General features: G+C 72.8%; 23 protein-coding genes. 5 read left to right on the top strand and 18 right to left on the bottom strand.

The features are described from left to right. Positions 1-87: 87 nt before the first annotated feature. Positions 88-1,287: a pyroglutamyl peptidase gene (locus tag ACRWND_RS07400; protein WP_431947192.1), complete on the top strand. Its 1,200-nt coding sequence runs from the start codon at positions 88-90 to the stop codon at positions 1,285-1,287. A gap of 201 nt (positions 1,288-1,488) precedes the next feature. On the opposite strand, the gene ACRWND_RS07395 is transcribed toward ACRWND_RS07400, so the two are convergent. The 9 genes from ACRWND_RS07395 to ACRWND_RS07355 all read right to left on the bottom strand — a co-directional run bounded on the left by ACRWND_RS07395 (position 1,489) and on the right by ACRWND_RS07355 (position 12,238). Beyond that, the gene (locus ACRWND_RS07395; RefSeq protein ID WP_431947190.1) at positions 1,489-2,334 is read right to left on the bottom strand and encodes a hypothetical protein; all 846 of its coding nucleotides are present in this window, start codon (positions 2,332-2,334) and stop codon (positions 1,489-1,491) included. A gap of 205 nt (positions 2,335-2,539) precedes the next feature. After that, complete coding sequence (locus ACRWND_RS07390) at positions 2,540-3,721, bottom strand: aldose epimerase family protein (RefSeq protein ID WP_431947228.1); 1,182 nt, start codon at positions 3,719-3,721, stop codon at positions 2,540-2,542. A gap of 42 nt (positions 3,722-3,763) precedes the next feature. Further along, on the bottom strand, positions 3,764-5,023 hold the full coding sequence (gene mmsB, locus ACRWND_RS07385) for a multiple monosaccharide ABC transporter permease (RefSeq protein WP_431947188.1): 1,260 nt from the start codon (positions 5,021-5,023) through the stop codon (positions 3,764-3,766). 1 nt (position 5,024) lies between these two features. Continuing rightward, positions 5,025-6,575 carry a multiple monosaccharide ABC transporter ATP-binding protein gene (gene mmsA, locus ACRWND_RS07380; protein ID WP_431947186.1) on the bottom strand — a complete coding sequence of 517 codons (1,551 nt, stop codon included), beginning with the start codon at positions 6,573-6,575 and terminating at the stop codon, positions 5,025-5,027. 66 nt (positions 6,576-6,641) lie between these two features. Further along, a complete protein-coding gene (chvE, locus tag ACRWND_RS07375) occupies positions 6,642-7,763 on the bottom strand; it encodes a multiple monosaccharide ABC transporter substrate-binding protein (RefSeq protein WP_431947184.1) in 1,122 nt (373 codons plus the stop codon). Between the two features lie 6 nt (positions 7,764-7,769). After that, on the bottom strand, positions 7,770-8,816 hold the full coding sequence (locus ACRWND_RS07370) for a hypothetical protein (protein ID WP_431947182.1): 1,047 nt from the start codon (positions 8,814-8,816) through the stop codon (positions 7,770-7,772). A 103-nt stretch (positions 8,817-8,919) separates the two neighbouring features. Then, positions 8,920-9,942, bottom strand: a complete 1,023-nt coding sequence (locus ACRWND_RS07365; protein ID WP_431947180.1) for a zinc-dependent alcohol dehydrogenase — start codon at positions 9,940-9,942, stop codon at positions 8,920-8,922. Continuing rightward, entirely contained in the window at positions 9,939-11,099 is a 1,161-nt protein-coding gene (locus tag ACRWND_RS07360; RefSeq protein ID WP_431947178.1) for a mandelate racemase/muconate lactonizing enzyme family protein, read from the bottom strand. Before ACRWND_RS07360 ends, ACRWND_RS07365 begins: the two co-directional genes overlap by 4 nt. 230 nt (positions 11,100-11,329) lie before the next feature. After that, positions 11,330-12,238, bottom strand: a complete 909-nt coding sequence (locus ACRWND_RS07355) for an SGNH/GDSL hydrolase family protein (RefSeq protein WP_431947176.1) — start codon at positions 12,236-12,238, stop codon at positions 11,330-11,332. A gap of 236 nt (positions 12,239-12,474) precedes the next feature. On the opposite strand from ACRWND_RS07355, the gene ACRWND_RS07350 reads away from it, so the two are divergent. After that, complete coding sequence (locus ACRWND_RS07350) at positions 12,475-12,969, top strand: DUF3145 domain-containing protein (RefSeq protein WP_431947174.1); 495 nt, start codon at positions 12,475-12,477, stop codon at positions 12,967-12,969. Between the two features lie 191 nt (positions 12,970-13,160). Here the strand turns inward: ACRWND_RS07350 and ACRWND_RS07345 are convergent, their stop codons facing one another. Further along, the gene (locus ACRWND_RS07345; protein WP_431947172.1) at positions 13,161-15,296 is read right to left on the bottom strand and encodes an MMPL family transporter; all 2,136 of its coding nucleotides are present in this window, start codon (positions 15,294-15,296) and stop codon (positions 13,161-13,163) included. Between the two features lie 166 nt (positions 15,297-15,462). Between ACRWND_RS07345 and ACRWND_RS07340 the strand changes: the two genes are divergently transcribed. Continuing rightward, a complete protein-coding gene (locus tag ACRWND_RS07340) occupies positions 15,463-15,879 on the top strand; it encodes a MarR family winged helix-turn-helix transcriptional regulator (protein WP_431947226.1) in 417 nt (138 codons plus the stop codon). Between the two features lie 7 nt (positions 15,880-15,886). Here the strand turns inward: ACRWND_RS07340 and ACRWND_RS07335 are convergent, their stop codons facing one another. The 3 genes from ACRWND_RS07335 to ACRWND_RS07325 form a co-directional block, all read right to left on the bottom strand. After that, positions 15,887-17,371: an SDR family oxidoreductase gene (locus tag ACRWND_RS07335; protein WP_431947170.1), complete on the bottom strand. Its 1,485-nt coding sequence runs from the start codon at positions 17,369-17,371 to the stop codon at positions 15,887-15,889. Further along, positions 17,368-17,622: a hypothetical protein gene (locus tag ACRWND_RS07330; RefSeq protein WP_431947168.1), complete on the bottom strand. Its 255-nt coding sequence runs from the start codon at positions 17,620-17,622 to the stop codon at positions 17,368-17,370. Before ACRWND_RS07330 ends, ACRWND_RS07335 begins: the two co-directional genes overlap by 4 nt. 227 nt (positions 17,623-17,849) lie before the next feature. Then, complete coding sequence (locus ACRWND_RS07325) at positions 17,850-19,286, bottom strand: cryptochrome/photolyase family protein (RefSeq protein ID WP_431947166.1); 1,437 nt, start codon at positions 19,284-19,286, stop codon at positions 17,850-17,852. A 578-nt stretch (positions 19,287-19,864) separates the two neighbouring features. Here ACRWND_RS07325 and ACRWND_RS07320 point away from each other — a divergent pair. After that, a complete protein-coding gene (locus ACRWND_RS07320; RefSeq protein ID WP_431947164.1) occupies positions 19,865-20,740 on the top strand; it encodes an NAD(P)-dependent oxidoreductase in 876 nt (291 codons plus the stop codon). Here the strand turns inward: ACRWND_RS07320 and ACRWND_RS07315 are convergent, their stop codons facing one another. Further along, positions 20,741-21,502 carry a DUF4239 domain-containing protein gene (locus ACRWND_RS07315; RefSeq protein ID WP_431947162.1) on the bottom strand — a complete coding sequence of 254 codons (762 nt, stop codon included), beginning with the start codon at positions 21,500-21,502 and terminating at the stop codon, positions 20,741-20,743. It lies immediately after the preceding gene. Positions 21,503-22,438: 936 nt separating this feature from the next. Next, positions 22,439-23,041 carry a TetR/AcrR family transcriptional regulator gene (locus tag ACRWND_RS07310; protein WP_431947160.1) on the bottom strand — a complete coding sequence of 201 codons (603 nt, stop codon included), beginning with the start codon at positions 23,039-23,041 and terminating at the stop codon, positions 22,439-22,441. Positions 23,042-23,103: 62 nt separating this feature from the next. On the opposite strand from ACRWND_RS07310, the gene ACRWND_RS07305 reads away from it, so the two are divergent. Continuing rightward, a complete protein-coding gene (locus ACRWND_RS07305) occupies positions 23,104-24,060 on the top strand; it encodes a beta-ketoacyl-ACP synthase III (RefSeq protein ID WP_431947158.1) in 957 nt (318 codons plus the stop codon). A 67-nt stretch (positions 24,061-24,127) separates the two neighbouring features. On the opposite strand, the gene fabF is transcribed toward ACRWND_RS07305, so the two are convergent. The 3 genes from fabF to ACRWND_RS07290 form a co-directional block, all read right to left on the bottom strand. Beyond that, positions 24,128-25,387 carry a beta-ketoacyl-ACP synthase II gene (gene fabF / locus ACRWND_RS07300; RefSeq protein ID WP_431947156.1) on the bottom strand — a complete coding sequence of 420 codons (1,260 nt, stop codon included), beginning with the start codon at positions 25,385-25,387 and terminating at the stop codon, positions 24,128-24,130. Positions 25,388-25,451: 64 nt separating this feature from the next. Next, on the bottom strand, positions 25,452-25,697 hold the full coding sequence (locus ACRWND_RS07295; RefSeq protein ID WP_018556746.1) for an acyl carrier protein: 246 nt from the start codon (positions 25,695-25,697) through the stop codon (positions 25,452-25,454). Between the two features lie 73 nt (positions 25,698-25,770). Further along, the gene (locus ACRWND_RS07290; RefSeq protein WP_431947154.1) at positions 25,771-26,802 is read right to left on the bottom strand and encodes a ketoacyl-ACP synthase III; all 1,032 of its coding nucleotides are present in this window, start codon (positions 26,800-26,802) and stop codon (positions 25,771-25,773) included. Positions 26,803-26,810: the final 8 nt, after the last annotated feature.

The following is a 26,810-nucleotide window of genomic DNA, read 5'->3' as shown; positions in this document are numbered from 1 at the left end:
GACCGGGGGCGCCTGGCGGAGGCGGGCCCCGGTGAGGAATGCTCGGGGCGACCGACCCGTACCCGACCGCCCAGGAGGTCCCCCGCGATGCGGCTGCCGCTCCACCCCGGTGTACCCGCCGACGTACCGCGGCCCGAGGCCGAGGAACTGCGCCTGGAAGGGGCGGTGCCTCAGGAGATCCTGCGGCGCAGCGGTTTCCACACCGCGGCACCGCGGTTCGCCCGGGCGCTGGCGGAGGCCCGCGACCCGGCCGAGGCCGCCCGGGTCGTACGGCGGCATGGGCGCGCCCTGTGGCGGGCCGCGGTGGACCGGGCGCAGCGGCGCGGACCGGTTGAGGGCGACCTGAGCCACGACGACGACCGGCCGCTGTACTGGGCCCGGCTCGCCCTCGGCAGGGAACTGCGGCGGTGGGAACCGGCGTTCCGGTTGCCCGAGGCCGTCGGCGCGGCGCTGGCCGCCCGCCTGGAGCGCGCGTCCCGGGGGCAGGACGCCGACCGCCCGCCGGTGGCCCAGGGCGTCCGGCGCGTCCTGCTGACCGGCTTCGACCCCTTCCTGCTCGACACCGACATACGCCGCAGCAATCCCTCCGGGGCAGCGGCGCTCGCCCTGGACGGCGTCGTGCTGGACACCGCCTCGGGCCCCGCCCGTGTCGAGACGGTCGTCTTCCCGGTGCGCTGGGACGACTTCACCGTCGGCGCGGTCGAAGGCGTGCTGCGCCCCCGTTTCCGGCCCGGACCGCGCCGCGTCGACCTCTTCGCCACCGTCAGCCAGGGCCGGGACGGACGCTTCGACCTCGAGCGCTTCAACGGCGCATGGCGCGGCGGCCACCCCGACAACGCCGGCCTGTCCGCCACCGGCCCGGTCCCGGTCGCCGGCCTCGGCCGGCCGCCGCAGTGGACGGCGTCCACGCTCCCGTACGCGGTGATGGCGGCCGCCGGCACGGGCGCCTACCCGGTGTACGACCGCACCACCGTCACCGAGGTCCCCGCCGGGGCCGCCGCCCCCGTCACCCACGACGGCGGCCCGACGTCCGGTTCCGCCGCGCGCGCCGGGGGCGGCGGCGACTACCTCTCCAACGAGATCGCCTACCGGGCCACCCTGCTCCGGGACACCCTCGCGCTGCCCGCACCGGGCGGCCATGTGCACACCCCGGTGCTCCACTTCGGTCCCGGCAACACCGACCCGGCCACCGGTGAGGTCACCGACCCCGACGTCGTCGCCCAGCGGCTGGCCGTCACCGCGCAGATCCGCGCCCTCCTCGTCGCGGCAGCGGGCACGCTCGGCTGACGGAGCCGCACCAGCGCCGCCGAAGCCGGTCCGCGAGACGCCGGTCTGCGCGTCGGGCCCGGGGCTGCTGCCGCTGCTCGGCGGGCCTGCCGAGCGGTCGTGCCCGCCGCCGTACCGGCGGGACGCCGGTGACCGGTGCCGGGGCCTCCTGACGCACCCGCCCGCGCGGGCCGGTCGCTCACCGGCCGGCGCGGGCGCGGGTCACCTGGCGGGCGACCGGAACGAGTGGCTCTCCAGGGCCCTCCACTCGCTGCAGGAGCTCTTCCCGCCGGGGGCCTCGTTGACGGCGCAGTGCGTCTCGACGACCCGGCCGTCCCGGGTGATCGCCTTGACCCACACACCGGAGCCCGCGGCGGTCACCGTCGCGCCGCAGACACCGCGCGGATAGCCGCGGTTGCCGCTGAGGGAGTGCCAGACGAAGCGCCCGCGCGGGAGGGTGCGGCCGCCGATGAAGACGCGGCCGTCGAACACCGCGACGGTGATCTCCTGGTCGCCCCCGCGGAGGGTGGAGTCGATGCTGACGCAGTCGCCGGCGCGGCCGCCGAGGTTGCCGCCCTGGTCGTCGCGGGGCTGCTGCTGGCGCTGGTCGCCGCGCTGGTCCCGGCCCTGGTCGCGCTGGTCGCCGCGCTGCTCCCGGCCCTGGTCGCGCTGGTCGCCGCGCTGGTCCCGGCCCTGGTCGCGCTGGTCGCCGCGCTGCTCCCGGTCCTCGCCCTCGTTCCGGCCGTTGTCACCCCGGTCGGTCTCCCGGCCGCCCCGCTGGTCCGTGCGCTCGCGGCCGCCCCCGTCGCGGTCCTTCTCCTTCCCCCCGCCCTCGCCCTCGCCGTCTTCCTCTTCCTCGTCGTCGGAGGCCACGCTTCGCGTGCCCGGTGGCCGGGGGTCGTCCACGGCCGCCCTGGTGGCAGCCGCGCTGCTCATGCTGCCGGGGGTGGTGGCGAGCACGGGCGCCGTCGCCGCGGCCGCGGCGACGGCGAGTGGCACGACCACGCCGGTCAGCCGTCCGTACCGCCGGAACGTGCGCGGCGAGGGCGACCTGCGGTCAGGACTCATGGGTGACTCCTCGTCGGATGCGGAAGCCGCAGGGCTTGATCGACGGGATGCGTACCCACCGGTGCGCGCACTGTCCGCCGCTGTCATTCCGGTGGCCCCGTACGGCCGCGAAGGGTTCACCCCGTGCCGGTCCCCGGGTCGACAGACGGGGGCGGCCGGGGGGAGAATCCCCGGCCGCCCCCGTCCGTGAGGAGCGTGGCGCCGCTCAGTGGGTGTCGAAGGAGTGCACCGTGGTGGAGCGGTAGGTCTGCCCCGGCCGCAGGACCGTCGACGGGAACGAGGGCTGGTTGGGGGAGTCCGGGAAGTGCTGGGTCTCCAGGCAGAAGCCGTCGCCCTGCCGGTAGACCCGGCCCGAGGAGCCGGCGAAGGCCCCGGTCAGGAAGTTGCCCGTGTAGAACTGCACACCCGGTTCGGTGGTGGCGATGCGCATGACCCGGCCGGAGACCGGCTCGGTGACCGTCGCGAAGTGCTCGGGCGCGGCCGTGCGGCCCTTGTCGAGCACGAAGTTGTGGTCGATGCCCTGCCCGTAGAGGATCTGCTGGTGCGCGGAGCGGATGTCGCGGCCGATCGGCTTCGCCGAGCGGAAGTCGAACGGGGTGCCCGCGACGGGCGCCAGCTCACCGGTGGGGATCAGGGTGGCGCCGACCGGGGTGTAGCGCCGGGCGGCGAGCTGGACCTCGTGGTCGTAGACGTCGCCGTCGCCCTCGCCGCGCAGGTTGAAGTACGTGTGGTTGGTGAGGTTGACGACCGTCGCCTTGTCGGTGGTGGCCGAGTAGTCGATCCGCCACCGCGCGTCGGCGGTCAGGGTGTAGACGACCTTGACCTTCAGGGTGCCGGGGTAGCCCATCTCGCCGTCCGCGCTGGTGTGGCGCAGCACGAGCCCGGCGTCCGATCCCGCCGTGAAGCTCTCGACGGACCAGACCCGCTTGTCGAAGCCGCGGTCGCCGCCGTGCAGGCTGTTCGGGCCGTCGTTGACGGGCAGCTGGTACGTGTGGCCGTCCAGGGTGAACCGCCCGTTCGCGATGCGGTTGCCGTAGCGCCCGATCAGCGCGCCGAAGTACGGGCTGTTCGCCACGTAGCCGGCCAGGTCGTCGAATCCGAGGGAGACGTTGGCGCGGCGGCCGCGCCGGTCGGGCAGTTCCAAGGTCTGGACGGCGCCGCCGTACGAGAGCACCTTGAGGGTGATCCCGCCGTTGCTGACCGTCCAGATGTCGACCTTGGTCCCGTCCTCGAGGGTCCCGAAGTGTTCCTTGCTCACCTTGCTCCTGCCCGCGGGCCTGTGCCTGGCGTCGGCGGCCTGCCGCGCCTGGGCGGCCTTTCCGGCCGCCCAGGCGTTCGTCCCGCCGATCGCGGGCGCGACCGCCCCGAGTGCCGCGCCTGCGATCAATGTACGTCTGTCCACGTGCGGCTCCTTCGATAGGTAGCTGCTCTACGAACCGACCTTGCGCTTGTTCCAGACGTCGAAGCCGACCGCGGCCAGGAGCACCAGACCCTTGATGACCTGCTGGTAGTCCGTGCCGATGCCGACCAGCGACATCCCGTTGTTGAGCACCCCGAGCACCAGGCCGCCGATGATGGCGCCCAGCACCGTGCCGACGCCGCCGGTGGCGGAGGCGCCGCCGATGAAGGCGGCCGCGATGGCCTCGAGCTCGAAGTTGATGCCGGCCTGCGGGACGCCGGCGTTCAGCCGCGCCGCGTAGACCACGCCGGCGAGCGCGGCGAGCACGCCCATGTTCACGAAGACCAGGAAGACGACCCGCTTGTCCTTGACGCCGGAGAGCTTGGCCGCCGCCTGGTTGCCGCCGAGCGCGTACACATGGCGGCCGATCACCGCGTTGCGCATCACGAAGCCGAAGACGATGAGCAGCCCGGCGAGGATGAGCAGCACGATGGGCACGCCGCGGTAGCTGGCGAGGGTCAGGGTGAAGGCGACGACGCAGGCCACGATGGCGAGCAGCTTCAGCAGGAAGAAGTTGCGCGGCAGCACGTCCAGGTCGTAGGCGAGCTGCTGGCGGCGGTCGCGGACCTCCTGGACGACGGCGATGGCGATCACCACCAGACCGATGAGCAGCGTCAGGTTGTGGTAGTTGGTGTGCGGCCCGACCTCGGGCAGGAAGCCGTTGCCGATCTTCTGGAAGCCGCTCGGGAAGGGCGAGATGGACTGGCCCTCGAGGAAGATCTGCGTGCCGCCGCGGAAGAGCAGCATGCCGGCCAGGGTCACGATGAACGACGGGATCCCGACGTACGCGATGAAGTAGCCCTGCCAGGCGCCGGCGACCGCGCCGATGAGCAGGCAGGCGACCAGGGCCAGCGGCCACGAGACGTGGTGGTGGATGATCATCACCGCGGCGGCCGCGCTGACGAAGGCGGCGAGGGAGCCGACGGACAGGTCGATGTGACCGGCGATGATCACCACCATCATGCCGATGGCCAGGATGAGGATGTAGCTGTTCTGGCCGATGAGGTTGGTGACGTTCTGCGGTTTGAGCAGGATGCCACCGGACCATATCTGGAACAGCGCCGCTATCAGCACCAGCGCGATGATCATGCCGTACTGGCGCATGTTGCGCCGTACCGCCTGCAGCAGGAGGCCGGCGGCTCCGGCCCTCGGGCCGCCGTCCCCGACGGCCGCGGCCGTGCCCCCGGCGGGCGGTGGAGGAGTTGTGTCGGTCTTCACCGGGCTGCCCATCTCAGATACCTCGGTCCATGGTCATGTGGCGCATCAGCACTTCCTGCGTCGCGCTCTCGCGCGGGATCTCCCCGGTCAGCCGGCCCGCCGACATCGTGTAGATGCGGTCGCACATGCCGAGCAGCTCCGGCAGTTCGGAGGAGATGAAGACGACGGCCTTGCCCTGGGCCGCCAGGTCGTTGATGACCGTGTAGATCTCGTACTTGGCCCCGACGTCGATGCCCCGGGTGGGTTCGTCGAGGATGAGGACCTCCGGCTCCGCGAAGATCCACTTGCTGAGGACGACCTTCTGCTGGTTGCCGCCGCTCAGCTTGCCCGTGGTCTCGAAGACCGTCGGGGCCTTGATGTTCATCGTCGAGCGGAAGGACTCGGCGACCCGGGCCTCCTCGTGCTGGTTGACGACACCGCGCCGGGCGACCTTGGACAGGGCGCTCAGCGAGATGTTGCGGCTGATGTCGTCGATGAGGTTCAGCCCGTAGTGCTTGCGGTCCTCGGTGACGTAGGCGATGCCGTGGTCCACCGCCTCCGGGACGGTGCGGGTGCGGATCTCCTCGCCGTGCAGGTAGACCCGTCCGCTGATGCCGCGACCGTAGGAGCGGCCGAAGACGCTCATGGCCAGCTCGGTGCGGCCGGCCCCCATCAGCCCGGCGATGCCGACGATCTCGCCGCGCCGGACGTTGAGGGAGACGCCGTCGACGACCTTGCGCTGCTGGTCGATCGGGTGGTGGACGGTCCAGTCCTCGACGGCGAAGGCCACCTCGCCGATCTCCGGTTCCCGCTCGGGGAAGCGGTGGTCGAGGTCGCGGCCGACCATGCCGCGGATGATCCGCTCCTCGGTGACGGTGCTGCGGCCCTCCTCGTCGGTGGCCTTCATGTCGAGCGTCTCGATGGTCCGCCCGTCCCGCAGGATGGTGATCGAGTCGGCGACCCTGGCGATCTCGTTGAGCTTGTGCGAGATGATGATGCAGGAGATGCCCTGCTCCTTGAACTCCAGGATGAGGTCCAGCAGCTTGCGGCTGTCCTCGTCGTTCAGGGCGGCGGTCGGCTCGTCCAGGATGAGGAGCTTGACCTCCTTGGACAGCGCCTTGGCGATCTCGACGAGCTGCTGCTTGCCGACGCCGATGTCCGCCACGCGGGTGGACGGCGGGTCGGCGAGACCGACCCGCTTCAGCAGCCGCCCCGCGTGCCGCATCGTCTCGTTCCAGCTGATGACACCCCGGCTGGAGTGCTCGTTGCCGAGGAAGATGTTCTCGGCGATGGACAGGTAGGGCACCAGGGCGAGTTCCTGATGGATGATCACGATGCCGCGCTGCTCGCTCGCGCGGATGTCGCGGAACTCGCAGGTCTCCCCGCGGAAGAGGATCTCCCCTTCGTAACTGCCGTGTGGATAGACCCCGCTGAGCACCTTCATCAGGGTCGACTTGCCCGCACCGTTCTCACCGCAGATGGCGTGGACCTCGCCCTCGGCGACAGTCAGGGTGACGTCGGAGAGCGCCTTGACCCCTGGGAAGGTCTTGGTGATGGAGCGCATTTCGAGGACGGGTCCGGCCATTCCTGCTTTCCGTTCTCCTCGGGTCGGGGGACGTGGACGGCCGGGGCACGTGCCCCGGCCGCGGAGTTACTTGAGCTCGGACTCCTTGATGTAGCCGGAGTCGATGAGGGCCTGCTTGTAGTTGGACTTGTCGACGCTCACCGGCGGCAGCATGTAGGTCGGGACGACCTTGGTGCGGTTGTCGTAGCTCTTGGTGTCGTTGATCTCCGGCTTGCCGCCGGTCAGCACCGCGTCGCCCATCTGGGCGGCCACCTTGGCCAGCTCGCGCAGGTCCTTGTAGACCGTCTGGGACTGCTCGCCGGCGATGATCGACTTGATCGAGGCGACCTCGGCGTCCTGGCCGGTGACGATCGGCAGCGGCTTGTTGCCGGTGCCGTAGCCCACGCTCTTCAGCGCCGAGATGACACCGCGGGAGATGCCGTCGTACGGGGACAGGACCGCGTCCACGTCCTCGGAGGTGTACGACTTGCTGAGCAGGTCGTCCATGCGGGCCTGGGCGGTGGCGCCGTCCCAGCGCAGGGTGGTGATCTGGTTGAGCTCGGTCTGGCCGCTCTTGACGACCAGCTGCTTCTTGTCGATGTACGGCTTGAGCACGTCCATCGCGCCGTTGAAGAAGTACCTGGTGTTGTTGTCGTCCGGTGAGCCGGCGAAGAGCTCGATGTTGAAGGGGCCCTTCTTGCTGCCGTCCTTCAGGCCGAGCTTGTCGACGATGTAACCGCCCTGGAGCTGGCCGACCTTGAAGTTGTCGAAGGTCGCGTAGTAGTCGACGTTCGCCGTGCCCAGGATGAGGCGGTCGTAGGAGATCACCTTGATGCCCGCGTCGTGGGCCTGCTGCAGCACGTCGCTGAGGGCCGAGCCGTCGATGGCCGCGATGACCAGGAGCTTGTCGCCCTTGGTGATCATGTTCTGGATCTGGGCGACCTGGTTCTCGACCTTGTCGTCGCCGTACTGCAGGTCGGTCTTGTAACCCAGGTCCTCGAACTGCTTGACCATGTTGGCGCCGTCGGCGATCCAGCGCTCCGACGACTTGGTGGGCATGGCGATGCCGACGGTGCCGCCCTTCCCACCGTCCTTGTCACCGCCACCGGTGTTGTCACTCTGCCCGCAGGCGGTCGCGGTAACGCCGAGGGCGAGGGTGGCCACCAGCGCGGCGGCGGTGCGCAGACGTGCGGCTCTGGCGATGCGCATGGCTGATCAGATCCTTTCGGCGGCCAGGCGGGTGTCGGCCGCCTGGTCGGTGTCGGTCGCGATGTCCTGGGGGAAGCGGTGGAGCGGGCCCGGCAGCCGCGCGCCCAGCGGGGAGCGCCCGCCGTCCGCGCCGAGCCGGGAGAGCAGGTCGAGCACGAGGCGGCCGCGCCGGACCCGCTCGCGGGCGGTCGCCAGGGCGACCTCCCGCAGCTGGCGTCCGTACGGGTAGATGCCGGGTGCCTTGCTCAACCCGAACTTGAGGTAGATCGGAGCTCCGCGGCGGATCAGCTCCGCCGCGTCGTAGAGCCGTACAAAGCCGCCGAGGTCGTCCGGGGCCTCGATGTAGAAGTCCATCGGAGCCCGGCTGACCCGGCGGATCTCGGTGATCTGCTGGAGGGTCAGGTCGGAGGGGATGTTGACGGAGTCCGCGCCCAGCCGCTCCCACACCGCGTAGGCGGCCGGGTTGACCGGGCCGACCAGCGCCGAGACCTTGAAGGTGGTGTCGGCCGGCAGCAGCCCCTGCTCGCGCAGCCGGTGCAGCAGCCACAGCACGCCCTCGTCGGCGACGAGCAGGCAGCGCACCCCCAGGGCGGCCGCCCGCAGCGCGTCCTCGACGCAGCCGGCCACCTGGTCGTGGCCGCGGGCGCGCAGGCCCCCACCGCGGGAGTCGGTGCGGGTGGCGGCGCCGGCGTCCCAGGTGCCGCGCGGACCGGTGAACAGGCAGAGCTCGATGTCGCGTTCGGCACAGGCGGCGACCATCTCGGTGATCTCCGCGTCCGTCAGCATCCAGATGCCGCTGCCCTGGCTGATCCGGTGGACCGGGACGTCCAGCCGCTCGCTCTCCTCCAGCACGGCGGCCAGCACCTCCGGTCCTTCCACGGAGGGGATCTCGGTGCGCCAGGTGCCGCCGTCTGGGAAGGAGTGCGGGGAGGCGTCGGCCGGGTCGTCCGCCGGCGCGCCGTGACCGAGGAGGGCGAGCGCGTACTCGCCCGGCTGCCGGCGACCTGAGGCGGTGCCGGCCGTGCCGGGGCTCGGGGTGGGTGCGTCGGTCACGGTGCTCCTTCGTTCTCGCCGTTCGGGATATCGGACGACGTTCGGTTCACAGGGTCGGGGAAGGCACGGACGGGACACCGTGTGTCCGCCGCGCGGAGAGCGGTCATGGACGCAGCAGCACCTTCCCCACTGAGGGGTCCCGGCTCCCCAGCAGCTCCAGGGCGTCGGCGTACTCCTCCAGGGGCAGCTCGTGCGTGATCAGCGGTGCCGGGTCGAGGATCCCGGCGTCGAAGGCCCGTACGGCGTGCGCCCAGGCGGCAGGCGGCGCCCCGAAGACCGTGTGCACGGTCAGCTGGCGCACCACCAGGTCGGTCGGGTCGAGTCCGAGCGCCCCCGGCGCGGGGATGCCGGTCAGGGCCAGCCTGCCGCCGCGGCGCAGCAGCCCCGCCGACGCACGGGCCGCCGAGGCGGACCCGGCGGCCTCGACCACCAGGTCGTACCGCCCCTCCACGTCCGCCAGTTCACCGGCCGTGCGGAACCGCGTGGCGCCGAACTCGGCGGCCAGCTCCTCGCGGACCCGCCCGGTGCCCACCACCAGCAGCTCCGCCGGCGACACCGCCGCCAGCAGCTGCACCGCCAGCATGCCGAGCGTGCCGGTTCCGACGACCGCCACCCGCTCACCCGGCGCGGCCGGGGCCTTCAGCAGCGCCGCCGCCACACACGCGGCCGGCTCCAGGAGCGCCGCGGTGCGCAGGTCGGCGGCGTCGTCCAGGACGTGCAGCAGCCGGGCGGGCAGCGTCAGGGTGTCGGCCATGGCGCCGGGCCGGGTGAAGCCGGTCTCCTCGTACGGGGCGCTGCACAGCGTCGTCTCCCCCGCGTGGCAGCGCTCGCAGACCTGGCAGTTGCGGAAGCCCTCGCCGACGGCCTTCCGGCCCACCAGCCCGGGGGCCACCCCGGCGCCCACCGCCTCCACCGTGCCGGACCACTCGTGCCCCGGGGTGACGGGGTAGCGCACGTACCCCTCGGGGCGGGTGCCGGCGTACATCTCGCGGTCGCTGCCGCAGATGCCCGCGGCGTGCACCCGGACCAGCGCCTCGCCCGGACCCGGCGGCACCGGTTCGGTCGGCGCGATCCGGTGCCGGCCGGGCCCGTCGAGCACGACGGCGCGGGGGGTGCGGACGGTCACCGCGTGCCCTTCGGCTTCCGGCGCTCCCAGCCCTCGGCCCACAGGTCGAACCGGGCCTGCTGCTGCGGGAACTCGGCGGCGGCGTCGACGTCGAGCTCGACACCGAGGCCCGGGGCGTCCGAAAGGGTGAAGTACCCGTCCTCGCCCACCACGGGAGCGCCCTTGACCACCTTCTTGATCTCGGAGTCCGCGAAGTCGTTGAAGTGTTCCAGGATCTTGAAGTTGGGGGTGCACCCGGCGAGCTGGAGGCTCGCGGCGGTGAGTACGGAGCCCCCGACGTTGTGCGGGGCGACCAGCACGTAGTGGGTCTCGGCGGTAGCGGCCAGCTTGCGGACCTCGTTGATGCCGCCGATGTGCCCGAGGTCGGGCTGGATGACGTCGGCGGCCTGCAGCTCGAACAGCTCGCGGAACTCGTAGCGGTCGTGGATGCGCTCACCGGTCGCGATCGGCAGGTCGGTGTGGGCGGCCACCTTCGCCAGGGACTTGAGGTTCTCCGGGGGCACCGGCTCCTCGATCCAGCTGGGCTTGAAGGGCGCCAGCTCCTTGGCCACGCGGATCGCGGTCGCCGGGCTGAACCGGCCGTGCATCTCCACCAGCAGCTCGACCTCGGGGCCGATCGCGTCGCGCACGGCCTCGATGAGGGATATGGAGTAGGAGGTCGCCGCGTGGTCCAGCTCGAAGTGGCCGGTGCCGAAGGGGTCGATCTTCAGCGCCCGGTAGCCGCGCTCCACGACCGCGCGGGCGGCCTTGTGGTAGGCCTCCGGAGTGCGCTCGGTGGTGTACCAGCCGTTGGCGTACGCCTTGACCTTCTCGTTCACCTTGCCGCCGAGCAGCTGCCAGACGGGGACGCCGAGGGCCTTGCCCTTGATGTCCCAGCAGGCCATCTCGACGAGGGCGATGCCCGACATGACGATCTCTCCGGCCCGCCCGTAGTCGCCGTACTTCATCCGGCGGACCAGGTCCTCGACCGCGAACGGGTCGGAGCCGGCTATGTGGTTGACCTCCGCCTCGCGGAGGTAGCCGAGCAACGCGTCGGTGTGGCCGAGCATGCGGGTCTCACCCACGCCGGTGAGTCCCTCGTCGGTGTGAACGAGGATGTAGGTGAGATTCCGCCAGGGAGTGCCCACGACATGGGTGCTGATGCCGGTGATGCGCACGGGAAGCCGCCCCTCACAGGGTGTCGTTCGAGATTTCGTCACACGTTCGAAATGCTGAAGGGAACGTAGTTACGGGTCCCGGCGGTGTCAATGGGTGTGTCGGGCAGGTGTCTGCGATGTTGCCGAGTTGAGTCCGTTCGCGGGTGGCGCGTGCCGCATCGGCGTCCGAAACGCCGGACGCCGATGCGGTCCTGGGTCCACCCGGCCCGGTCGGCCCGGTCGGGGCCCGGTCAGCCGCCGGCCGCGCCCGGCCCGAAGGCCGCCGCGTACACCAGCCGAGCGAGTTTGGCCTGACCCGCCTCACTCGGATGGAACCAGTCCCATTTGCTCAGCTCCTTCTGGGTGAATCTGTAGTCGAAGACCATGCCGCCGTCGTAGCGGCAGCGCTCATGGCGCGCGCACTCCTGGCGCAGGACGTCGTTGTACGCCATCACCCTTTCGCGTACGGTCTGCCGCCGTTTCTGAGCCTCCGAGGTCATCGACTCGGCGTCGCCGAGCATGGACGGGCACAGGCCCAGCTTCCAGACCTGCCGCCCCAGCACGTTCTGCCGGCCGACCTCCCACAGGCGCATCAGGTCGGGCACGCTCGCGACGAAGACCTGGGTCTTCGGCAGTCCGCTGTCGATGGTCCGCAGGGCGGCGGAGAAATCCCGGCGGTATTCGGCCACCGGGGTCATGCGGTCGGTGCTGCGCGCACAGGCGTCGTTGGCCCCCATCAGGATCGTCACCTGCTGCGGCCGCAGTGCGACCGCCTTCTTCGCCTGCGCCGGCAGGTCGCGCATCTTGGCGCCGCTGGCCGCCAGGTTCCAGCTCTGGGCGCTCGGCTTGTCCAGCACCCGGGCAGCCAGGCTCTCCACGGAGCTGCGGCTGCCGGTCGCCCAGGACAGGTCCGGACAGTCCGTCAGGATGCCGCAGGCGTCGTAGGCACGGGTGATGGAGTCCCCCAGGGCGGCCAGCGAGGCGGGACTGGTGTCCCACGCGTAGGCCGGGCGCTGCACCGCCCCTGGCTGCCCCGCGGTGCCGGCCTCGGCGGCGCCCGGACCGTTCGCGACCGAGCAGCCGGCCGTGAGGGCTGCCGTGAGCAGGGCGGCCAGCGTGGTGAGGGCGCCGCTGACCGCGCGCGGGAGCGACTGGCGCATCCGTTCTCCCTCGGACGAGTGGGTGACTTATCGCTGATCCCGACGGTACGTCACTCCTCGCCCCACGCCGCGCGGTAGCTTTTTCCCTGACAGGTGGTGCGAAAGAGGTGATCAGAGGTCAGATCTTGTCTCATTCGTTATGATTAGTGCAGAATGTCCACTGCTGTCCCGGATGGCTCGGTTATGGGCATGAGGCCGCTGGGGAAGGCGTACCTCGTCCCACACTGGAGGTCCCGGTGACGACACGTGGAGTTCTGTACGTGCACTCCGCGCCCCGCGCGCTGTGCCCGCACGTCGAGTGGGCCGTCGCGGGCGTGCTCGGCGTGCGTGTGAACTTGGACTGGATCCGCCAGCCCGCCTCTCCGGGCACCTGGCGGGCCGAGTTCTCCTGGCAGGGGGAAGCCGGCACCGCCTCCAAGCTGGCGTCCGCGCTGCGCGGGTGGAACCTGCTGCGCTTCGAGGTCACGGCGGAGCCCTGCGCCGGCGCCGAGGGGGAGCGCTACAGCAGCACCCCCGAACTCGGCATCTTCCACGCCGTCACCGGCATCCACGGGGACATCCTCATCCCCGAGGACCGGTTGCGCGCCGCGCTCGCCCGCGCCCGCAAGGGCGAGGCCGACCTGGAGACGGAAGTCGCCAAGCTGCTCGGCAAGCCGTGGGACGACGAGCTGGAGCCCTTCCGCTACGCGGGGGAGGGTGCGCCGGTGCGTTGGCTGCATCAGGTCGTCTGACGCTGAACCTTCCACCCTGGCGCCGTGGTGTTTTCGGGTGACGGCGGTTCTTGGCCGCGGGTCGCGGCGGTGCCGGGCCACCACACCTTGGCGCCGATGTCCACGACCAGTGCGGGCAGCAGCAGCGAACGCACCAGCAGCGTGTCCAGCCGCCGCTACGCGGGGGAGGGTGCGCCGGTGCGTTGGCTGCATCAGGTCGTCTGACGCTGAACCTTCCACCCTGGTGCCGTGGTGTTTTCGGGTGACGGCGGTTCTTGGCCGCGGGTCGCGGCGGTGCCGGGCCACCACACCTTGGCGCCGATGTCCACGACCAGTGCGGGCAGCAGCAGCGAACGCACCAGCAGCGTGTCCAGCAGCACGCCGAAGGCCACGATGAAGGCGATCTGCACCAGGAAGGCCAGCGGGATCACGCCGAGCGCCGCGAAGGTCGCCGCCAGCACCACGCCCGCCGAGGTGATCACCCCGCCGGTGGCGGTGAGCCCGCGCAGCACGCCCTGCCGCGTGCCGTGCAGGAGCGTCTCCTCGCGGACCCGCGTCATCAGGAAGATGTTGTAGTCCACGCCGAGGGCGACCAGGAAGACGAAGCCGTACAGCGGCACCGAGGCGTCCGTCGCGGAGAAACCGAACACGTGGCGGAAGACCAGCGCCGAGACCCCCAGCGTGGCGGCGAAGTTGAGGGCCACTGTGGCGACCATGATCAGCGGCAGCAGCAGGCTGCGCAGCAGGGCCGCCAGGATCACCAGGATGATCGCGAGGACGATGGGGACGACGAGGGTGCGGTCGCGCTCGGCGGTGTGCTGGGTGTCCACCTGCTGGGCCGTGTAGCCGCCGACCACCGCCTCCGCGCCGGGCACGGCGTGCACGGCCGCGCGCAGCCGCTGCACGGTGGCCTTGGCCGCGTCGCTGTCGGCGGCGTCCTTCAGTGTCACCTCCAGCAGGAACCGGCCGCCGGCGACGAGCGGCTCGCCCCCGCCGGGACGGCCCGAGGCGGTCAGCGGTGCTACGGAGGCGACGCCGCCGGTGCCCGCCGCGGCCCGGGTGACCGGGTCGAGCCGGTCGGCCTCCGCGATGACCACGGCGGGGTTCCCCGAACCGCCGGGGAAGTGCTCGCCGAGGGCGCGCTGGGCGGTCACGGAGGGCGCCTGGCGGACGAAGATCTCGTCCAGCGGCACGCCCCGGGCGGTCAGCATCGGTGCGAAGGCCGCACAGCCCACCAGCACCGCCAGGCTCACCGCCCAGACCCGGCGCGGCGTGCGGTCCACGAGAGCCGCGACCCGCCGCCACACACCCTCCCCCTCCGGACGCCTCTCCCGCGGCCGGGCGGGCCAGTAGGCGGTCCGGCCGAACAGCAGCAGCGCCGCGGGAAGGAAGGTCAGGCTGCTCGCGACCGCGCAGACGATGCCAATGGCGCCGACCGGCCCCAGGGCCCGGTTGTTGGTGAGGTCGCTGGCCAGCAGGGCGAGCAGGCCGAGGGCCACGGTGGCCGCGCTGGCGACGATTGCCCCGGCGGACCGGCGCAGCGCCGCGCGCATCGCCGCGAACCGGTCGTCGCGCGCCGCGAGTTCCTCCCGGAAACGGGCGGCGAGCAGCAGGGCGTAGTCGGTCGCCGCGCCGATGACGAGGATCGACAGGATGCCCTGGACCTGGCCGTCGACCCGGACGGTCCCGCGGTCCGCCAGCGCGTACACCACCCCGCAGGCCAGGGCGAGCGAGAAGACCGAGCCGACGATGATGACCAGGGGCAGCAGCACCGCGCGGTAGACCAGCAGCAGGATCACCAGCACCACACCGAGCGCGGTGAACAGCAGCAGCCCGTCGATTCCCGCGAAGGCGTCACCGAGGTCGGCCTGCGAGGCCGCGGGACCGGCCACGTGCGCGGTGGTACCCGCCACCCCGGCCGCCGACCGCGCGATCCGGTCGACGGCGTCGCCGACCTCGCGGCCGAGGTCCGGCCGGAGCTGTACGACGCCCTGCAACGCCCGGCCGTCGTCGGAGCGCAGCACGGGGGAGGGGCGCCCGGTCACCCCCTGCGTGCCGGCCAACGAGGCCAGGGCGGCCGTGGCGGCCCGCTGCTGGGCGTCGGTCACCGTGCCCCGGTCGGCGGTCCAGACGACGATCGCGGGTACGGTCCCGTCACGGCTGAACGCCTCCCGCTCGGCGATGGCCTTCGTCGACTCGGCGCTGCGCGGCAGGAAGGAGGCCTGGTCGTTGATGGAGACCTCGCCGAGCTTGCCCGCGTACGGGCCCAGGGCGCCCCCGACGCCCAGCCAGGCGACCAGCATCACCACGGGCAGCAGCCATCGGACGACGCGCGGCAGGGAAGTCATCGCTCTCTCCCGTGGGATGCGGAACCGGGGACCTCTTCGCGGGGAGAATACATCTCACCGATTGACTATCTTCACCATTGAGGTTATTTACGATGGGGGAGTGTCCGACAACCTCCAGGACGAGTCCCCGACCGGACTGCGCGCCTTCGCCGTGCAGCTGCGCCGCATGAACAGCGAGTTCAACCGCGTCGCGCAGGACTTCGCGCAGAGCCAGAAGCTGCACCACACCGACGTGCAGGCGCTGGTGGCCGTCCTGGACGGCGACGGCCGCGGAGGGGCCATGACCCCCGGTCTGCTGCGCGAACGCCTCAACCTCACCTCCGGTGCCGTCACCGCCTGCCTGGACCGGCTCGAACGCGCCGGGCACATCCGCCGCACCCGCGACGCCGCCGACCGCCGCGTGGTCCACCTGCACTACGCCCCGCGCGGCAGGGAGGTGGCGCGCGAGTTCTTCCAACCCCTGGCGGAGCGCACCGATGCGGCGCGCGCCCGCTTCACCGAGGACGAACTCGCCGTCGTCCTGCGCTTCCTGGCCGCGATGAACGACGAGCTGACCGCCCTGCGCGCCCCCGACCAGGACTGAGCGGGCCTTACGGCCCCGCCGCGCCCGCACGGGCCGCGGCGGCGATGTTGCGCGCCATGCCGCCGAAGACCACGGAGTGGAAAGGCGACACGCTCCACCAGTACGCATGCCCCGCCAGCCCGCGCGGATGGAACAGGGCCCGCTGCCCGTAGACGGTGCGCCCGGCGTCGTCCCGGCCGACCGTCAGTTCCAGCCAGGCGAGCCCCGGCAGACGCATCTCGGCGCGCAACCGCAGCAGCCGGCCCGGCTCGATCTCCTCCACCCGCCAGAAGTCCAGCGAGTCGCCCGCCCGCAGGTGCGCCGCGTCCCTCCGTCCCCGGCGCAGCCCCACCCCGCCGACGAAGCGGTCGAGCCAGCCGCGCACGGCCCAGGCCAGCGGGAAGGAGTACCAGCCGTTGTCGCCGCCGATGCCCTCGATGACCCGCCACAGCGCCCCGGGTGAGGCGTCCACGACCCGCTCGCGGTGGTCGGTGTACAGGGAGCCGCCCGCCCAGCCCGGGTCCGTCGGCAGCGGGTCGCTCGGCGCCCCCGGCACCGCGGCCGAGGACCAGCGGGTGACCACGTTCGCCTCCCGGATGCGCTGCAGCGCCAGGCGCAGCGCCGACTCGACGCCGATCATTCCCCCGGGCGGATCGGGGACCCACCGCGCGATGTCGTGGTCCCGGCAGACGACCTCGTACCGCAGCGACTCCGTGAGCGGTCGTGCGAGGGACGCCGGAACCGGGGTCACCAGCCCCACCCAGTGGCTCGACAGGCGCGGCGTCAGCACCGGCACCGGCACGATCAGGCGCCGCGGCAGCCCCGCCACCTCGGCGTACTTCAGCATCATGGCGCGGTACGTGAGCACGTCCGGGCCGCCGATGTCGAAGGCGCGGCTCACCCGCGGCGGCAGCGTGGCGCAGCCCACGAGGTAGCGCAGCACGTCCCGTACGGCGATCGGCTGGATCCGGGTGCCCACCCAGCGGGGGGTGACCATCACGGGCAGCCGCTCGGTGAGGTAGCGCAGCATCTCGAAGGAGGCCGATCCGGAGCCGATGATCACCGCCGCCCGCAGCGCGGCCGTGGGCACGCCGGAGTCGAGCAGCACCCGGCCCACCTCGGCACGTGAACGCAGGTGCGGGGAGAGCTCCCGCTCGGGTGCCCCGGCCGGGGTCAGGCCGCCCAGGTACACGATCCGCCGCACGCCCGCGGCCCGCGCGCGGGAGCCGAAGACCTCCGCGGCCTCGCGGTCGGTCCGCTCGAAGTCCCGCCCGCTGCCCAGGGCGTGCACGAGGTAGTACGCGACGTCCACACCCTCCATCGCCGCCGCAACCGACCGCGGGTCGGTGACGTCGCCCCTGACGATCTCGACCTCCCCCGCCCACGGGTGGTCGCGCAGCTTGCCGGGCGTACGGGCCAGGCAGCGCACCCGGTAGCCGGCCGCCAGCAGTTCCGGGACGAGCCGGCCGCCGATGTAGCCGCTGGCGCCCGTCACCAGGCAGGTGAGGCTCATCGCGGGCTCGCCGCGTCCCGGGCGAAGGGGCCGGCCGCAGGCTCGGGCGGCAGCAGGGCGCGCACCAGGGCCCCCCGTGCTCCCAGAACCCCCAGCGCTCCCAGAGCCCCCAGCGCTCCCAGGGCCGCCACCGCCGTCAGGGCGACCGGGAGCAGAAGCGGTACGAGCGGGGCCCCGGCACGCGGCGGGGCCGGCGCGGGCAGCGGCGGGACCGCGACCGGGCGGGCGGCGGTCCGCAGGCGCGGGCTCATCGGACTCCTTCCGTTTCCGGGGCGGCGGTGGTGCCTGCCGAGGGGACGACGGGCGGCACCGGGCCCCTCCGGGCCCCGGTGGCGCGCGGGGCCGGAGGACGGCCGGGCGTACCCGGGAGGGGACGGGCCTCGGGCGTCACCGCGGGCGCCCCACCGGCCGTGGCGCGCCGGCGCGCGCTTCGTCACCGTAAGTCATCGGATCGCCCCTTCCCTGAGGCTCTCCGTCATTATCGGCCGCCCTCCGCGGTGCCGCCCGCCACATCATCCGGCGCTGCGCCCGGGGCACCCCGGACCTCCGCGCCGTCGGGCCGCGCGCCACGGGCGTCGCGGAAGCGGGCGAGGGCCCCGCCGAGGTCGACCAGGGGAGCCGGGTAGCGCAGGGCCGCCCGTTCGGCCTCGGGGAGCTGCCAGGGGCGGTGCACGGCGCCGCCCTCCACACCGGCCAGTTCCGGCACCCAGCGGCGGACATAGGCGCCGTCCGGATCGAAACGGCGGGCCTGCACCAGGGGGTTGAGCACCCGGTTCGGGCGGGTGTCGGTGCCGGTGCCCGCCACCCACTGCCAGTTCAGCTGGTTGTTGGCGATGTCGCCGTCCACCAGCCACTCCAGGAAGTGCGCGGCGCCGATCCGCCAGTCGACGTACAGCGTCTTCGCCAGGAAGCTCGCGGCCAGCAGCCGTGCCCGGTTGTGCATCCAGCCCTCGTGCCGCAGCTGGCGCATCGCCGCGTCGATCACCGGGTAGCCGGTGCGTCCCGCCCGCCACGCCTCCGCCTCCGGGCCGTCGCCGCGCCAGCGGTCGCCGCGCGGCCGCAGGTCCCTGGAGGCGGCGTCGGGGCGGGCGGCCAGCACCTGGTGATGGAACTCCCGCCAGGCGAGCTGCCGTACGAAGGCGTCCGCGCCGGGACCGCCCGCGTCGCGGGCGCGCCGGACCAGCTCGGTGGCCGACAGGCAGCCGAAGTGCAGATACGGCGACAGGCGCGAGGTGGCGTCGCCCGCCAGATCGTCGTGGCGGTCCTCGTAGGCGGCGAGTCCCGACGCGCTCCAGGCCCGCCAGCGCTCGCGCCCCTCGGTCTCCCCTCCGGCGGGCAGCCCGGGTGACGTGCCCCCCGGCGCCTCGGGCAGCGGCCGGGACACCACGCCGTCCGGGACCGGGACCGTGTGGGGCGCGCCCAGCGGGTCGCGCAGCTCCACGGCCTGCCAGTGGCCGAAGTACGGCGTGAAGACCCCGAAGCTGTCCTTGCCGGCCGGGGTCACCGCGCCGGGCGGCACCGCGGTCAGCACGGAGTCGTGCACCCGCAGTTCGCGCCGGGCACCGGTCAGCGCCGCCCGCAGCCGCTCCTCACGCCGCGCGGCGTAGCGGCTCACCCCGGCGGCGACATGCACCTGGCGGGCGTCGGTCTCCTCCGCGACCCGGCACGCCTCGCGCGCCACGTCCCCGCGGCGCAGCACCAGCCGGCCGCCGCGTCTGCGCAGCCCCGCGTCCAGGTCGGCGAGGCAGTCCGCGAGGAACGCGGCGCGGTTGGGGGTGGCGAAGCCCGCGGCCTCGATGGCCTCGTCGAGCACGAACAGGGGCACGACCTGTTCCGCGGAGTCCAGGGCGGCCCGCAGGACAGGGTTGTCGTGCAGCCGCAGGTCGGCGGTGAACAGGCAGATCGACGTCGTCAAGTCCGGTGCTCACTCCTCCTGGCCGGGGTCCCGCCCGGTGAGCCTAGGACGCGGCTCCTCCCCGCGGCGTGAGGCGCACCGTCCCGTCCTGCCGCGTCGAGATCCGCGCGCCGGCGGGCGGGGCCGCGCCGGGTGTCCTCACCCCGCTCGTGCCGACGTCGGTCTCCTGCCCATGCCCCGGGGCCCCGACCCCGCTGCCCGGGGCACGCGAGGTCGAGGCGACCCGCGCGGAGGCCGCTGGTCCGGGGGCCGCCGCCAGGGCGCGCACCGGTGGCCTCGGGGAGAGGGCGGCGCCCGTGTCCTTGGGGAGGCGGATTTTTGGGGTCCTCGCACCACCTGGCGGTCTACGGTCGTGACGCAGGGGGCGTGCGCGGGCTGCCGGACCGGGCGACCCACCGGCGCGGCGGTCACCGTCGCCAGGCGTCCGTACCGGCCGTCCGCGACCGCGGAGGGCTGCGGGGACGCCGGCGGCCGCAGGCCGCGCCCTGGCGCGGGGCGCACCCTCCGGCTTGCAGCGTCCGGCGTCCGGCCTGCGGCGCCGCGAGCGCTGCGGATGGGTCCGTCGTACCGTGGCAGTCATGTCCGACACCACCTCAGTAGCAGTCCTGGGCACCGGCATCATGGGTGCCGCGATGGCCCGCAACCTCGTCAGGGCGGGCCTCGACGTCCGTGTGTGGAACCGTACGAAGGAGAAGGCCGAACCGCTCGGCAAGGACGGCGCACGCGTCGCCGACACCCCCGCGGAGGCGGTGGACGGCGCCGACGTGGTGCTGACCATCCTGTTCGACGCGGACTCCGCCCTCGACACCATGCGGCAGGCGGCGCCGGGCCTGCGCAAGGGCGCGGTCTGGGCGCAGGCCACGACCGCGGGCGTGGGCGCCCCGGGGGCGTTCGTGCAGTTCGCCCGCGAGCACGGCATCGTGTACCTCGACTCGCCCGTGCTGGGCACCCGGCAGCCCGCGGAGAACGGGCAGCTCCTGGTGCTGGCCGCCGGGCCGCAGGAGGCCCGGCAGCGGGTCGCGCCGGTCTTCGACGCGATCGGCAGCCGCACCGTGTGGGTGGGGGAGGACGCGGCCGAGGGCACGGCCAGCCGCCTGAAGCTGGTGATCAACAGCTGGGTGCTGACCGTCACCCATGGCACCGCCGAGGCCCTCGCGCTGGCGAAGGGCCTCGGCGTGGACGCCGCGGACTTCCTCAAGGCCGTCTCCGGCGGCCCCCTCGACATGGGCTATCTGCAGGCCAAGGGGGCGTCGATCCTGGCCGGCGACTTCGCCCCCAGCTTCGGCGTGCGGACCGCGGAGAAGGACGCCCGGCTGATCGTGGAGGCGGGGGAGTTTGTCGGCGTCCGGCTCGACGTGGCAGCGGCCGGCGCCGAACGTTTCCGCCGCGCGGCCGAACTCGGGCACGGCGAGGAGGACATGGCCGCCTCGTACTTCGCGAGTTTCGAGAAGTGATCAGCTGATGTGCGGGAAGAGGCTGGTGAAGGACGCGGCCGCCTCGACCGCGTCCCGGCCGAAGGGGGCGTCCAGGTCCCAGATGAGGAAGAGAAGGAAGGCGATCAGGGCGCTGTAGAGCCCGGCGAGGACGAGTTCGCGTCGGGAGCGCCTGATCTGCAGGCCGAAGATCAGCCCGACCGCGACGAGGGCGCCGGTGACCAGGCCGAACCACACCACCCCCGGCATGGTCGGTCCGGCGTTCTCGCCGCGCGCGGTGCGCGCGTCGTCGACGGCCGCGACCTGGTCGACGATCGGCTGGTACGCCTGGTTGGCCAGCGGGGTGCGCGGTTCGAAGCCCGTCACGTCGCGGCGCAGCCGGTCCAGGAGTTCCGAGCCGCGGCGGGTGTTCTCCCCGTGCTCGAGCATGTGGGGCAGTTCGGTGCGCGCGACGTAGGAGACGTACGCGTCCACGTCGGCGTGCACCTGGTCGCGCACGTCGGCCGGGTAGACCTGGACGCGCTGCCGTACCTCGTGCAGGGCCTGGGTCTCGCGGTGCAGGGTGTCCTCGGCGGCGCCGCGCGCCTCCCACACGCCGGCGATGGCGAGGCCGAGGACGATGGCGTACACCACGCCGATCATCATCGTCATGTACTCGATGACGTCGGGGGTCTCCGAGGGGTCGTCGTCATCGCCGATACGGCGCTGGTTGATGAGCACGATGGTCAGCACCACGGCGCAGGCCGCGGCCATCACGATGCCCAGGACGAGCCAGTCCGACATCGGTCACCTCCGAGAGCGGGCTTGGGAGCGGGGCTTGAGCGCTGCGGCGGACAGGACCGCCGGGGCCGTGACGAGCAGCATCAGGTGGACGATGCTCGGCCCCTGGGGCGGGGGCGGCGCGCTCGCTTTGCGGTAGGCGACGGGCGGGAGTTCCGCGCGCTGTGCGGGAGTCGGCGTGGGCGTCGGGGGCGGGGTCGGCGTGGGCGTCGGAGCCGGCGGTGGGGGCGGGGTGGGTTTCGGAGCGGCTGGGGCTGGGGGCGGCGGTGGGGGAGGGGGCGGCGGTGGGGGAGGGGGCGGTGGGGGAGGGGTGGGTGTGGGGCGCGGCGCGGGCGCGCAGGGCTGCCTCCAGGACACCGAGGCCCGTGAACCGCCGCTGCCCGTACGGGCCTTCACCGTCGACTCGTACGCGGGGCAGTGCCGCCGCCGGACGGTCGCGGACGAGCCGTGCTTTCCCGTCCGGGCCTCCACGGTGTCCGCGCCGTGGGTGACCCGGGCGTGTGTCTCCCCGTCACGGGTGGTCTCGACCCGGACGGCGCCGCCGCCGACCTCCACCCGCAGGGTCCCGTCGGGCAGGTACCGGACCACGGGCGGGCCCGGTGGCCCCGGCCGGTCGTGCGCGTGCGCCGTCCCCCCGGCCGCCCCCGGCACCAGCACCGTCAGCGCCGCGACCGCCGTGAGGCCGGCCGCCCTGAGAGTCCGCGCGGATGGGCGGGGCGGCGTCGCGGGTCGATGGCTCTCGCCTGGCGGCGTTGTCGTCGGTCGCCGCAGCTCCGCTGCGTCTCTCTCCGCCGTGCCGGACTCGGCCCTCCACCCGCTCCTCGGTCCACCCCACCTACCCGGGCGGCCTCTTAGCCAGATGCTCATGCTCACGATGGTGCGCGGCGCCGCACGCGGCCATCCGGGGGATGGGTTCAATCCCCCCGAAGGGCTGATTCGTCAGCTCAGTACGCGCCGCAGCGCACGCCGGGCGCGGTCGGGGGCGCCGCGGTCGCCGAAGAGCTGGACGGCGTGGTTGAGGGAGAAGTAGATCCCGTGCAGCTCGAAGACGAGCTGTTCCGGGTCGGTGTCCGGGGGCAGGTCGCCGTGTTCCACGGCGGCCCGGATGTCGCGGTTCAGCCGGCGCCGCCAGACGGCGTAGAGCCGGGCGACCGCGTTCCGTACCGGCCCCTCGCGGCCGTCGAACTCCACGGCGGAGGCGGTGAACAGGCACCCGCCGGGGAAGGCCTCGCGTTCGCGGTCGAGGTAGGTGACCCAGGCCTCGCAGATCGCGGTCAGCCGGGCGAGGCCCGGGGAGGCCCCCGAGGCGGGCACCCACACGGCCCTGGTGAAGATCTCCGATGCCCGCCGCAGGGCGGCGATCTGCAGCGCCTCCTTGGTGCCGAAGTGGCCGAGCAGCCCGGATTTGCTGATGCCGAGGTCGGCCGCGAGCCGACCGATCGTGAGGCCTTCCAGCCCCTCCACGGAGGCGACCGCGACGCTGCGTTCGATGATCCGCTCGCGGGTGTGCCGTGCCTCGGCGGCGGACTTTCGTGGGCTCATCCCGCCATCGTAACCACCTCTCCAGATTTAGAGTCCGATCGGTCGGTCGCTATAGTTCCGCCATGACTGCATCCCGTATCGCCGCCGTGGGGCACCACCAGCCGCACCGCGTCCTCACCAACGACGACCTGGCAGCCATGGTCGACACCAGTGACGCCTGGATCAGGCAGCGCACCGGCATCGCCACCCGGCACATCGCCGGCGAGGACGAGACGGTCGCCGACATGGCCGCCGCCGCCGCCGGCAAGGCACTCGCCGCGGCGGGCCTGGACCCTTCCGAGATCGACCTGGTCGTCGTGGCCACCTCCAGCGCCATGGACCGCTCCCCCAGCACCGCCGCCCAGGTCGCGGCCCGGCTCGGCATGACCGCGCCGGCCTCCTACGACCTCAACAACGCGTGCGCGGGCTTCACCACGGCGCTCGCCGCCGCAGACCACTCCGTCCGGGCCGGCGCCGCCCGGCACGCCCTGGTCATCGGCGCCGAGAAGATGTCCGACCTCACCGACTGGAGCGACCGCAGCACCTGTGTCCTGCTGGGCGACGGCGCCGGCGCGGCCGTCCTCAGCGCCACCGACGCCGCTGCGGGGGCGCTCCCCGGCGTCGGCCCGGTCGTGTGGGGCTCGGACCCCACCCGCGCCGACGCGGTGCGGCTGGCCGGCTCCTGGCAGCCCCGCTTCGCCCAGGACGGCCAGGCGGTCTTCCGCTGGGCCACCACGACCCTCGCCCCGATCGCCGAGGAGGCCTGCCGCCGTGCCGGCGTCGCGGCGGGCGAGCTCGGCGGCATCGTGACGCACCAGGCCAACCTGCGGATCATCGAGGCCGTCGTGCGGGAACTGGGTGCCCCGCAGGCGGTGGTGGCCCGTGACGTCGTCGACTCCGGCAACACCTCCGCGGCCTCGGTGCCGCTCGCCTTCTCCAAGCTCGTCGAGCGCGGCGAGCTCACCCCGGGCGCCCCCGTGCTGCTGCTGGGCTTCGGCGGCGGGCTCTCCTGGGCCGGGCAGGTCGTCGGCTGCCCCTGAGCCGGGAGACGACCGAGGGCCGGTCGCCGCGCGAGCGGCTGACCGGCCCTCAGAGGTGCCGTACGGCTCAGGCCTTGAAGGCCATGACCACGTTGTGGCCGCCGAAGCCGAAGGAGTTGTTGATGGCCACGATCGGGCCCTCGGGCAGCTTCCGGGCCTCGGTGGAGACCAGACCGGGGTCGATGTCCTCGTCCAGCTCGGTGATGTTGATCGTCGGCGGGGCGATCCGGTGGTACAGGGCGAGGACGGTGGCGACCGTCTCGATGCCGCCGGCGCCACCGAGCAGGTGACCGGTCATCGACTTGGTGGCGGAGATGGCCACGTGGTCGAGGTGCTCGCCGAGCACCTTGCGCAGTGCCTTGACCTCGGCGACGTCACCCTGCGGGGTGGAGGTCGCGTGCGCGTTCAGGTGCGCGATCTGCGCCAGGTCCAGGCCGGTCGCGGCGATCAGCTGCTCCAGCGCGGCGGCGATGCCGCGGCCGGTGGGCTCCGGCTGCGCGATGTGGTGGGCGTCCGAGGACAGGCCCTGGCCCAGCACCTCGGCGTAGACCCGGGCACCGCGCTTGGCGGCGTGCTCGGCCGACTCCAGGACGACGACGCCCGCGCCCTCGCCGAGGACGAAGCCGTCACGGCCCTTGTCGTACGGGCGGGAGGCGCCCTGCGGGTCGTCGTTGTTCTTGGACATCGCCATCATGTTGGCGAACGCGGCGATCGGCAGCGGGTGCACGGCCGCCTCGGTGCCGCCGGCCACCACGACGTCGGCGCGGCCGGAGCGGATCATCTCGTACGCGTAGCCGACGGCCTCGGCGCCGGACGCGCAGGCGCTGACCGGGGTGTGCACACCGGCGCGGGCGTTGACCTCGAGGCTGACGTTGGCCGAGGGGCTGTTCGGCATCAGCATCGGCACGGTGTGCGGGGACACCTTGCGCGGGCCGGAGTTCTTGAGGTTGTCGTACTGGTCGAGCAGCGTGGTGACGCCGCCGATGCCGGAGGCGATGACCGTGCCCAGGCGGTCGGGGTCGACCGAGCTGTCCTCGCCGGCCTTGGCGGTGAAGCCGGCGTCGGCCCAGGCCTCACGGGTGGCGATCAGGGCGAACTGCGCCGAACGGTCCAACTTGCGGGCGACCGGGCGGGGCAGGACCTCCAGCGGCTCGACGGCGATCTGTGCGGCGATGCGCACCGACAGCTCGGCGGCCCAGTCCTGCTCCAAGGGTCGGACGCCGGAACGTCCGGCGGTCAACCCTTCCCAGGTCGACGCGCTGTCCCCGCCCAGCGGAGTGGTTGCGCCGATACCGGTGACGACCACGGAGTGATTGGTCGGGCTCACAGGGATTGTCTCTCCACGTCTAGAAGGGCGGGCGACAGACACGTCGTCCTGGGGTGGTTCAGTCTCAGGCCTGGGCCTTGAGGATGTAGTCGACGGCGTCGCCGACGGTCTTCAGCTGCTTGACGTCGTCGTCCGGGATCTTGACCTCGAAGCGCTCCTCGGCGGCGACGACGACCTCGACCATGGACAGCGAGTCGACGTCCAGGTCGTCGGTGAAGGACTTGTCCAGCTGGACGTCCTCGGTCGGGATGCCGGCGATCTCGTTCACGATCTCCGCGAGACCCTCGACGATCTCTTCCTGGGTGGCCATGGTGGCGCTCTCCTTCTTCGTGCTGGTTACTGCGGGCTGCGGCGGGCGGGAGTGCGCGCCGCGTGAGTGTTGCCTAGGGGAGGGTAACGACAGTGGCGGCGTAGACCAGCCCTGCCCCGAACCCGATGATCAGTGCCGTGTCGCCGCTCTTGGCCTGACCGGTGGCGAGCAGGCGCTCCATCGCGAGCGGAATCGACGCGGCGGAGGTGTTGCCGGTGGTCTCGACGTCGCGGGCGACAGCGACGTGCTCCGGCAGCTTGAGCGCCTTGATCATCGAGTCGATGATGCGCATGTTGGCCTGGTGCGGGATGAAGACATCCAGGTCGTCCGCGGTGATCCCGGCGGCGTCCAGCGCCTGCTGGGCCACCTTGGCCATCTCGAACACCGCCCAGCGGAAGACGGTCTGACCCTCCTGGGTGATCGCGGGGAACTTCAGCTCCCCGTCCTCGGCCACCGGCAGCTGCGCGACGTCGCCCACGCGGAAGCGGTCCCACGGCACGGTCTGGGTGATGGTGCCCGCCTTGTCGCCCTCCGAGCCCCAGACGGTGGGGCCGATCTCGGGCTCGTCGGCGGGGCCGATGATCACGGCGCCCGCGCCGTCGCCGAAGAGGAAGGCGGTGGCGCGGTCCGTCTTGTCCGTCAGGTCGCTCAGCCGCTCGACGCCGATCACCAGGACGTGCTTCGCGCTGCCCTCGGAGACCATGCCCTTGGCGAGGGTCACCGCGTAGGTGAAGCCCGCGCAGCCCGCCGAGATGTCGAAGGCGGCCGGCTTGCCCGCGCCGATCCGGTGCGCGATCTCGGTCGCGACGGCCGGGGTCTGCTTGAAGTGCGAGACGGTGGCGACGATGACGCCCTCGATGTCCTCGGCCGAGATCCCCGCGTCGGCGATGGCCTTGCCCGCGGCGGTGATCGACATCTCGGCTACGGTCTCGTCCGGGCCGGCCCAGTGCCGGGAGGCGATGCCGGAGCGCGAGCGGATCCACTCGTCGCTGGACTCGATGTTCTCCAGGATCACCTCGTTGGGCACCACGCGGGTCGGCCGGTAGCCGCCGACGCCCATGATGCGCGCGTACGGGGAGCCTTTGCTGGGCCTGATCTTCGCCATGTGTGCGG

Source organism: Actinacidiphila sp. bgisy167 (genome assembly GCF_965342175.1).
Lineage (GTDB): Bacteria > Actinomycetota > Actinomycetes > Streptomycetales > Streptomycetaceae > Actinacidiphila.
The sequence above is the reverse complement of the archived record's forward strand: the minus strand, read 5'-3'. Positions and strand labels throughout refer to the sequence as shown.

Excerpts from the sequence above, each read along its gene's own strand:
- ACRWND_RS07400 (WP_431947192.1), top strand. The coding sequence starts at position 88 with ATGCGGCTGCCGCTCCACCCCGGTGTACCCGCCGACGTACCGCGGCCC.
- ACRWND_RS07395 (WP_431947190.1), bottom strand. The coding sequence starts at position 2,334 with ATGAGTCCTGACCGCAGGTCGCCCTCGCCGCGCACGTTCCGGCGGTAC.
- mmsB (WP_431947188.1), bottom strand. The coding sequence starts at position 5,023 with ATGGGCAGCCCGGTGAAGACCGACACAACTCCTCCACCGCCCGCCGGG.
- mmsA (WP_431947186.1), bottom strand. The coding sequence starts at position 6,575 with ATGGCCGGACCCGTCCTCGAAATGCGCTCCATCACCAAGACCTTCCCA.
- chvE (WP_431947184.1), bottom strand. The coding sequence starts at position 7,763 with ATGCGCATCGCCAGAGCCGCACGTCTGCGCACCGCCGCCGCGCTGGTG.
- ACRWND_RS07355 (WP_431947176.1), bottom strand. The coding sequence starts at position 12,238 with ATGCGCCAGTCGCTCCCGCGCGCGGTCAGCGGCGCCCTCACCACGCTG.
- ACRWND_RS07345 (WP_431947172.1), bottom strand. The coding sequence starts at position 15,296 with ATGACTTCCCTGCCGCGCGTCGTCCGATGGCTGCTGCCCGTGGTGATG.
- ACRWND_RS07340 (WP_431947226.1), top strand. The coding sequence starts at position 15,463 with ATGAACAGCGAGTTCAACCGCGTCGCGCAGGACTTCGCGCAGAGCCAG.
- ACRWND_RS07335 (WP_431947170.1), bottom strand. The coding sequence starts at position 17,371 with ATGAGCCTCACCTGCCTGGTGACGGGCGCCAGCGGCTACATCGGCGGC.
- ACRWND_RS07330 (WP_431947168.1), bottom strand. The coding sequence starts at position 17,622 with ATGAGCCCGCGCCTGCGGACCGCCGCCCGCCCGGTCGCGGTCCCGCCG.
- ACRWND_RS07320 (WP_431947164.1), top strand. The coding sequence starts at position 19,865 with ATGTCCGACACCACCTCAGTAGCAGTCCTGGGCACCGGCATCATGGGT.
- ACRWND_RS07315 (WP_431947162.1), bottom strand. The coding sequence starts at position 21,502 with ATGTCGGACTGGCTCGTCCTGGGCATCGTGATGGCCGCGGCCTGCGCC.
- ACRWND_RS07310 (WP_431947160.1), bottom strand. The coding sequence starts at position 23,041 with ATGAGCCCACGAAAGTCCGCCGCCGAGGCACGGCACACCCGCGAGCGG.
- ACRWND_RS07305 (WP_431947158.1), top strand. The coding sequence starts at position 23,104 with ATGACTGCATCCCGTATCGCCGCCGTGGGGCACCACCAGCCGCACCGC.
- ACRWND_RS07295 (WP_018556746.1), bottom strand. The coding sequence starts at position 25,697 with ATGGCCACCCAGGAAGAGATCGTCGAGGGTCTCGCGGAGATCGTGAAC.
- ACRWND_RS07290 (WP_431947154.1), bottom strand. The coding sequence starts at position 26,802 with ATGGCGAAGATCAGGCCCAGCAAAGGCTCCCCGTACGCGCGCATCATG.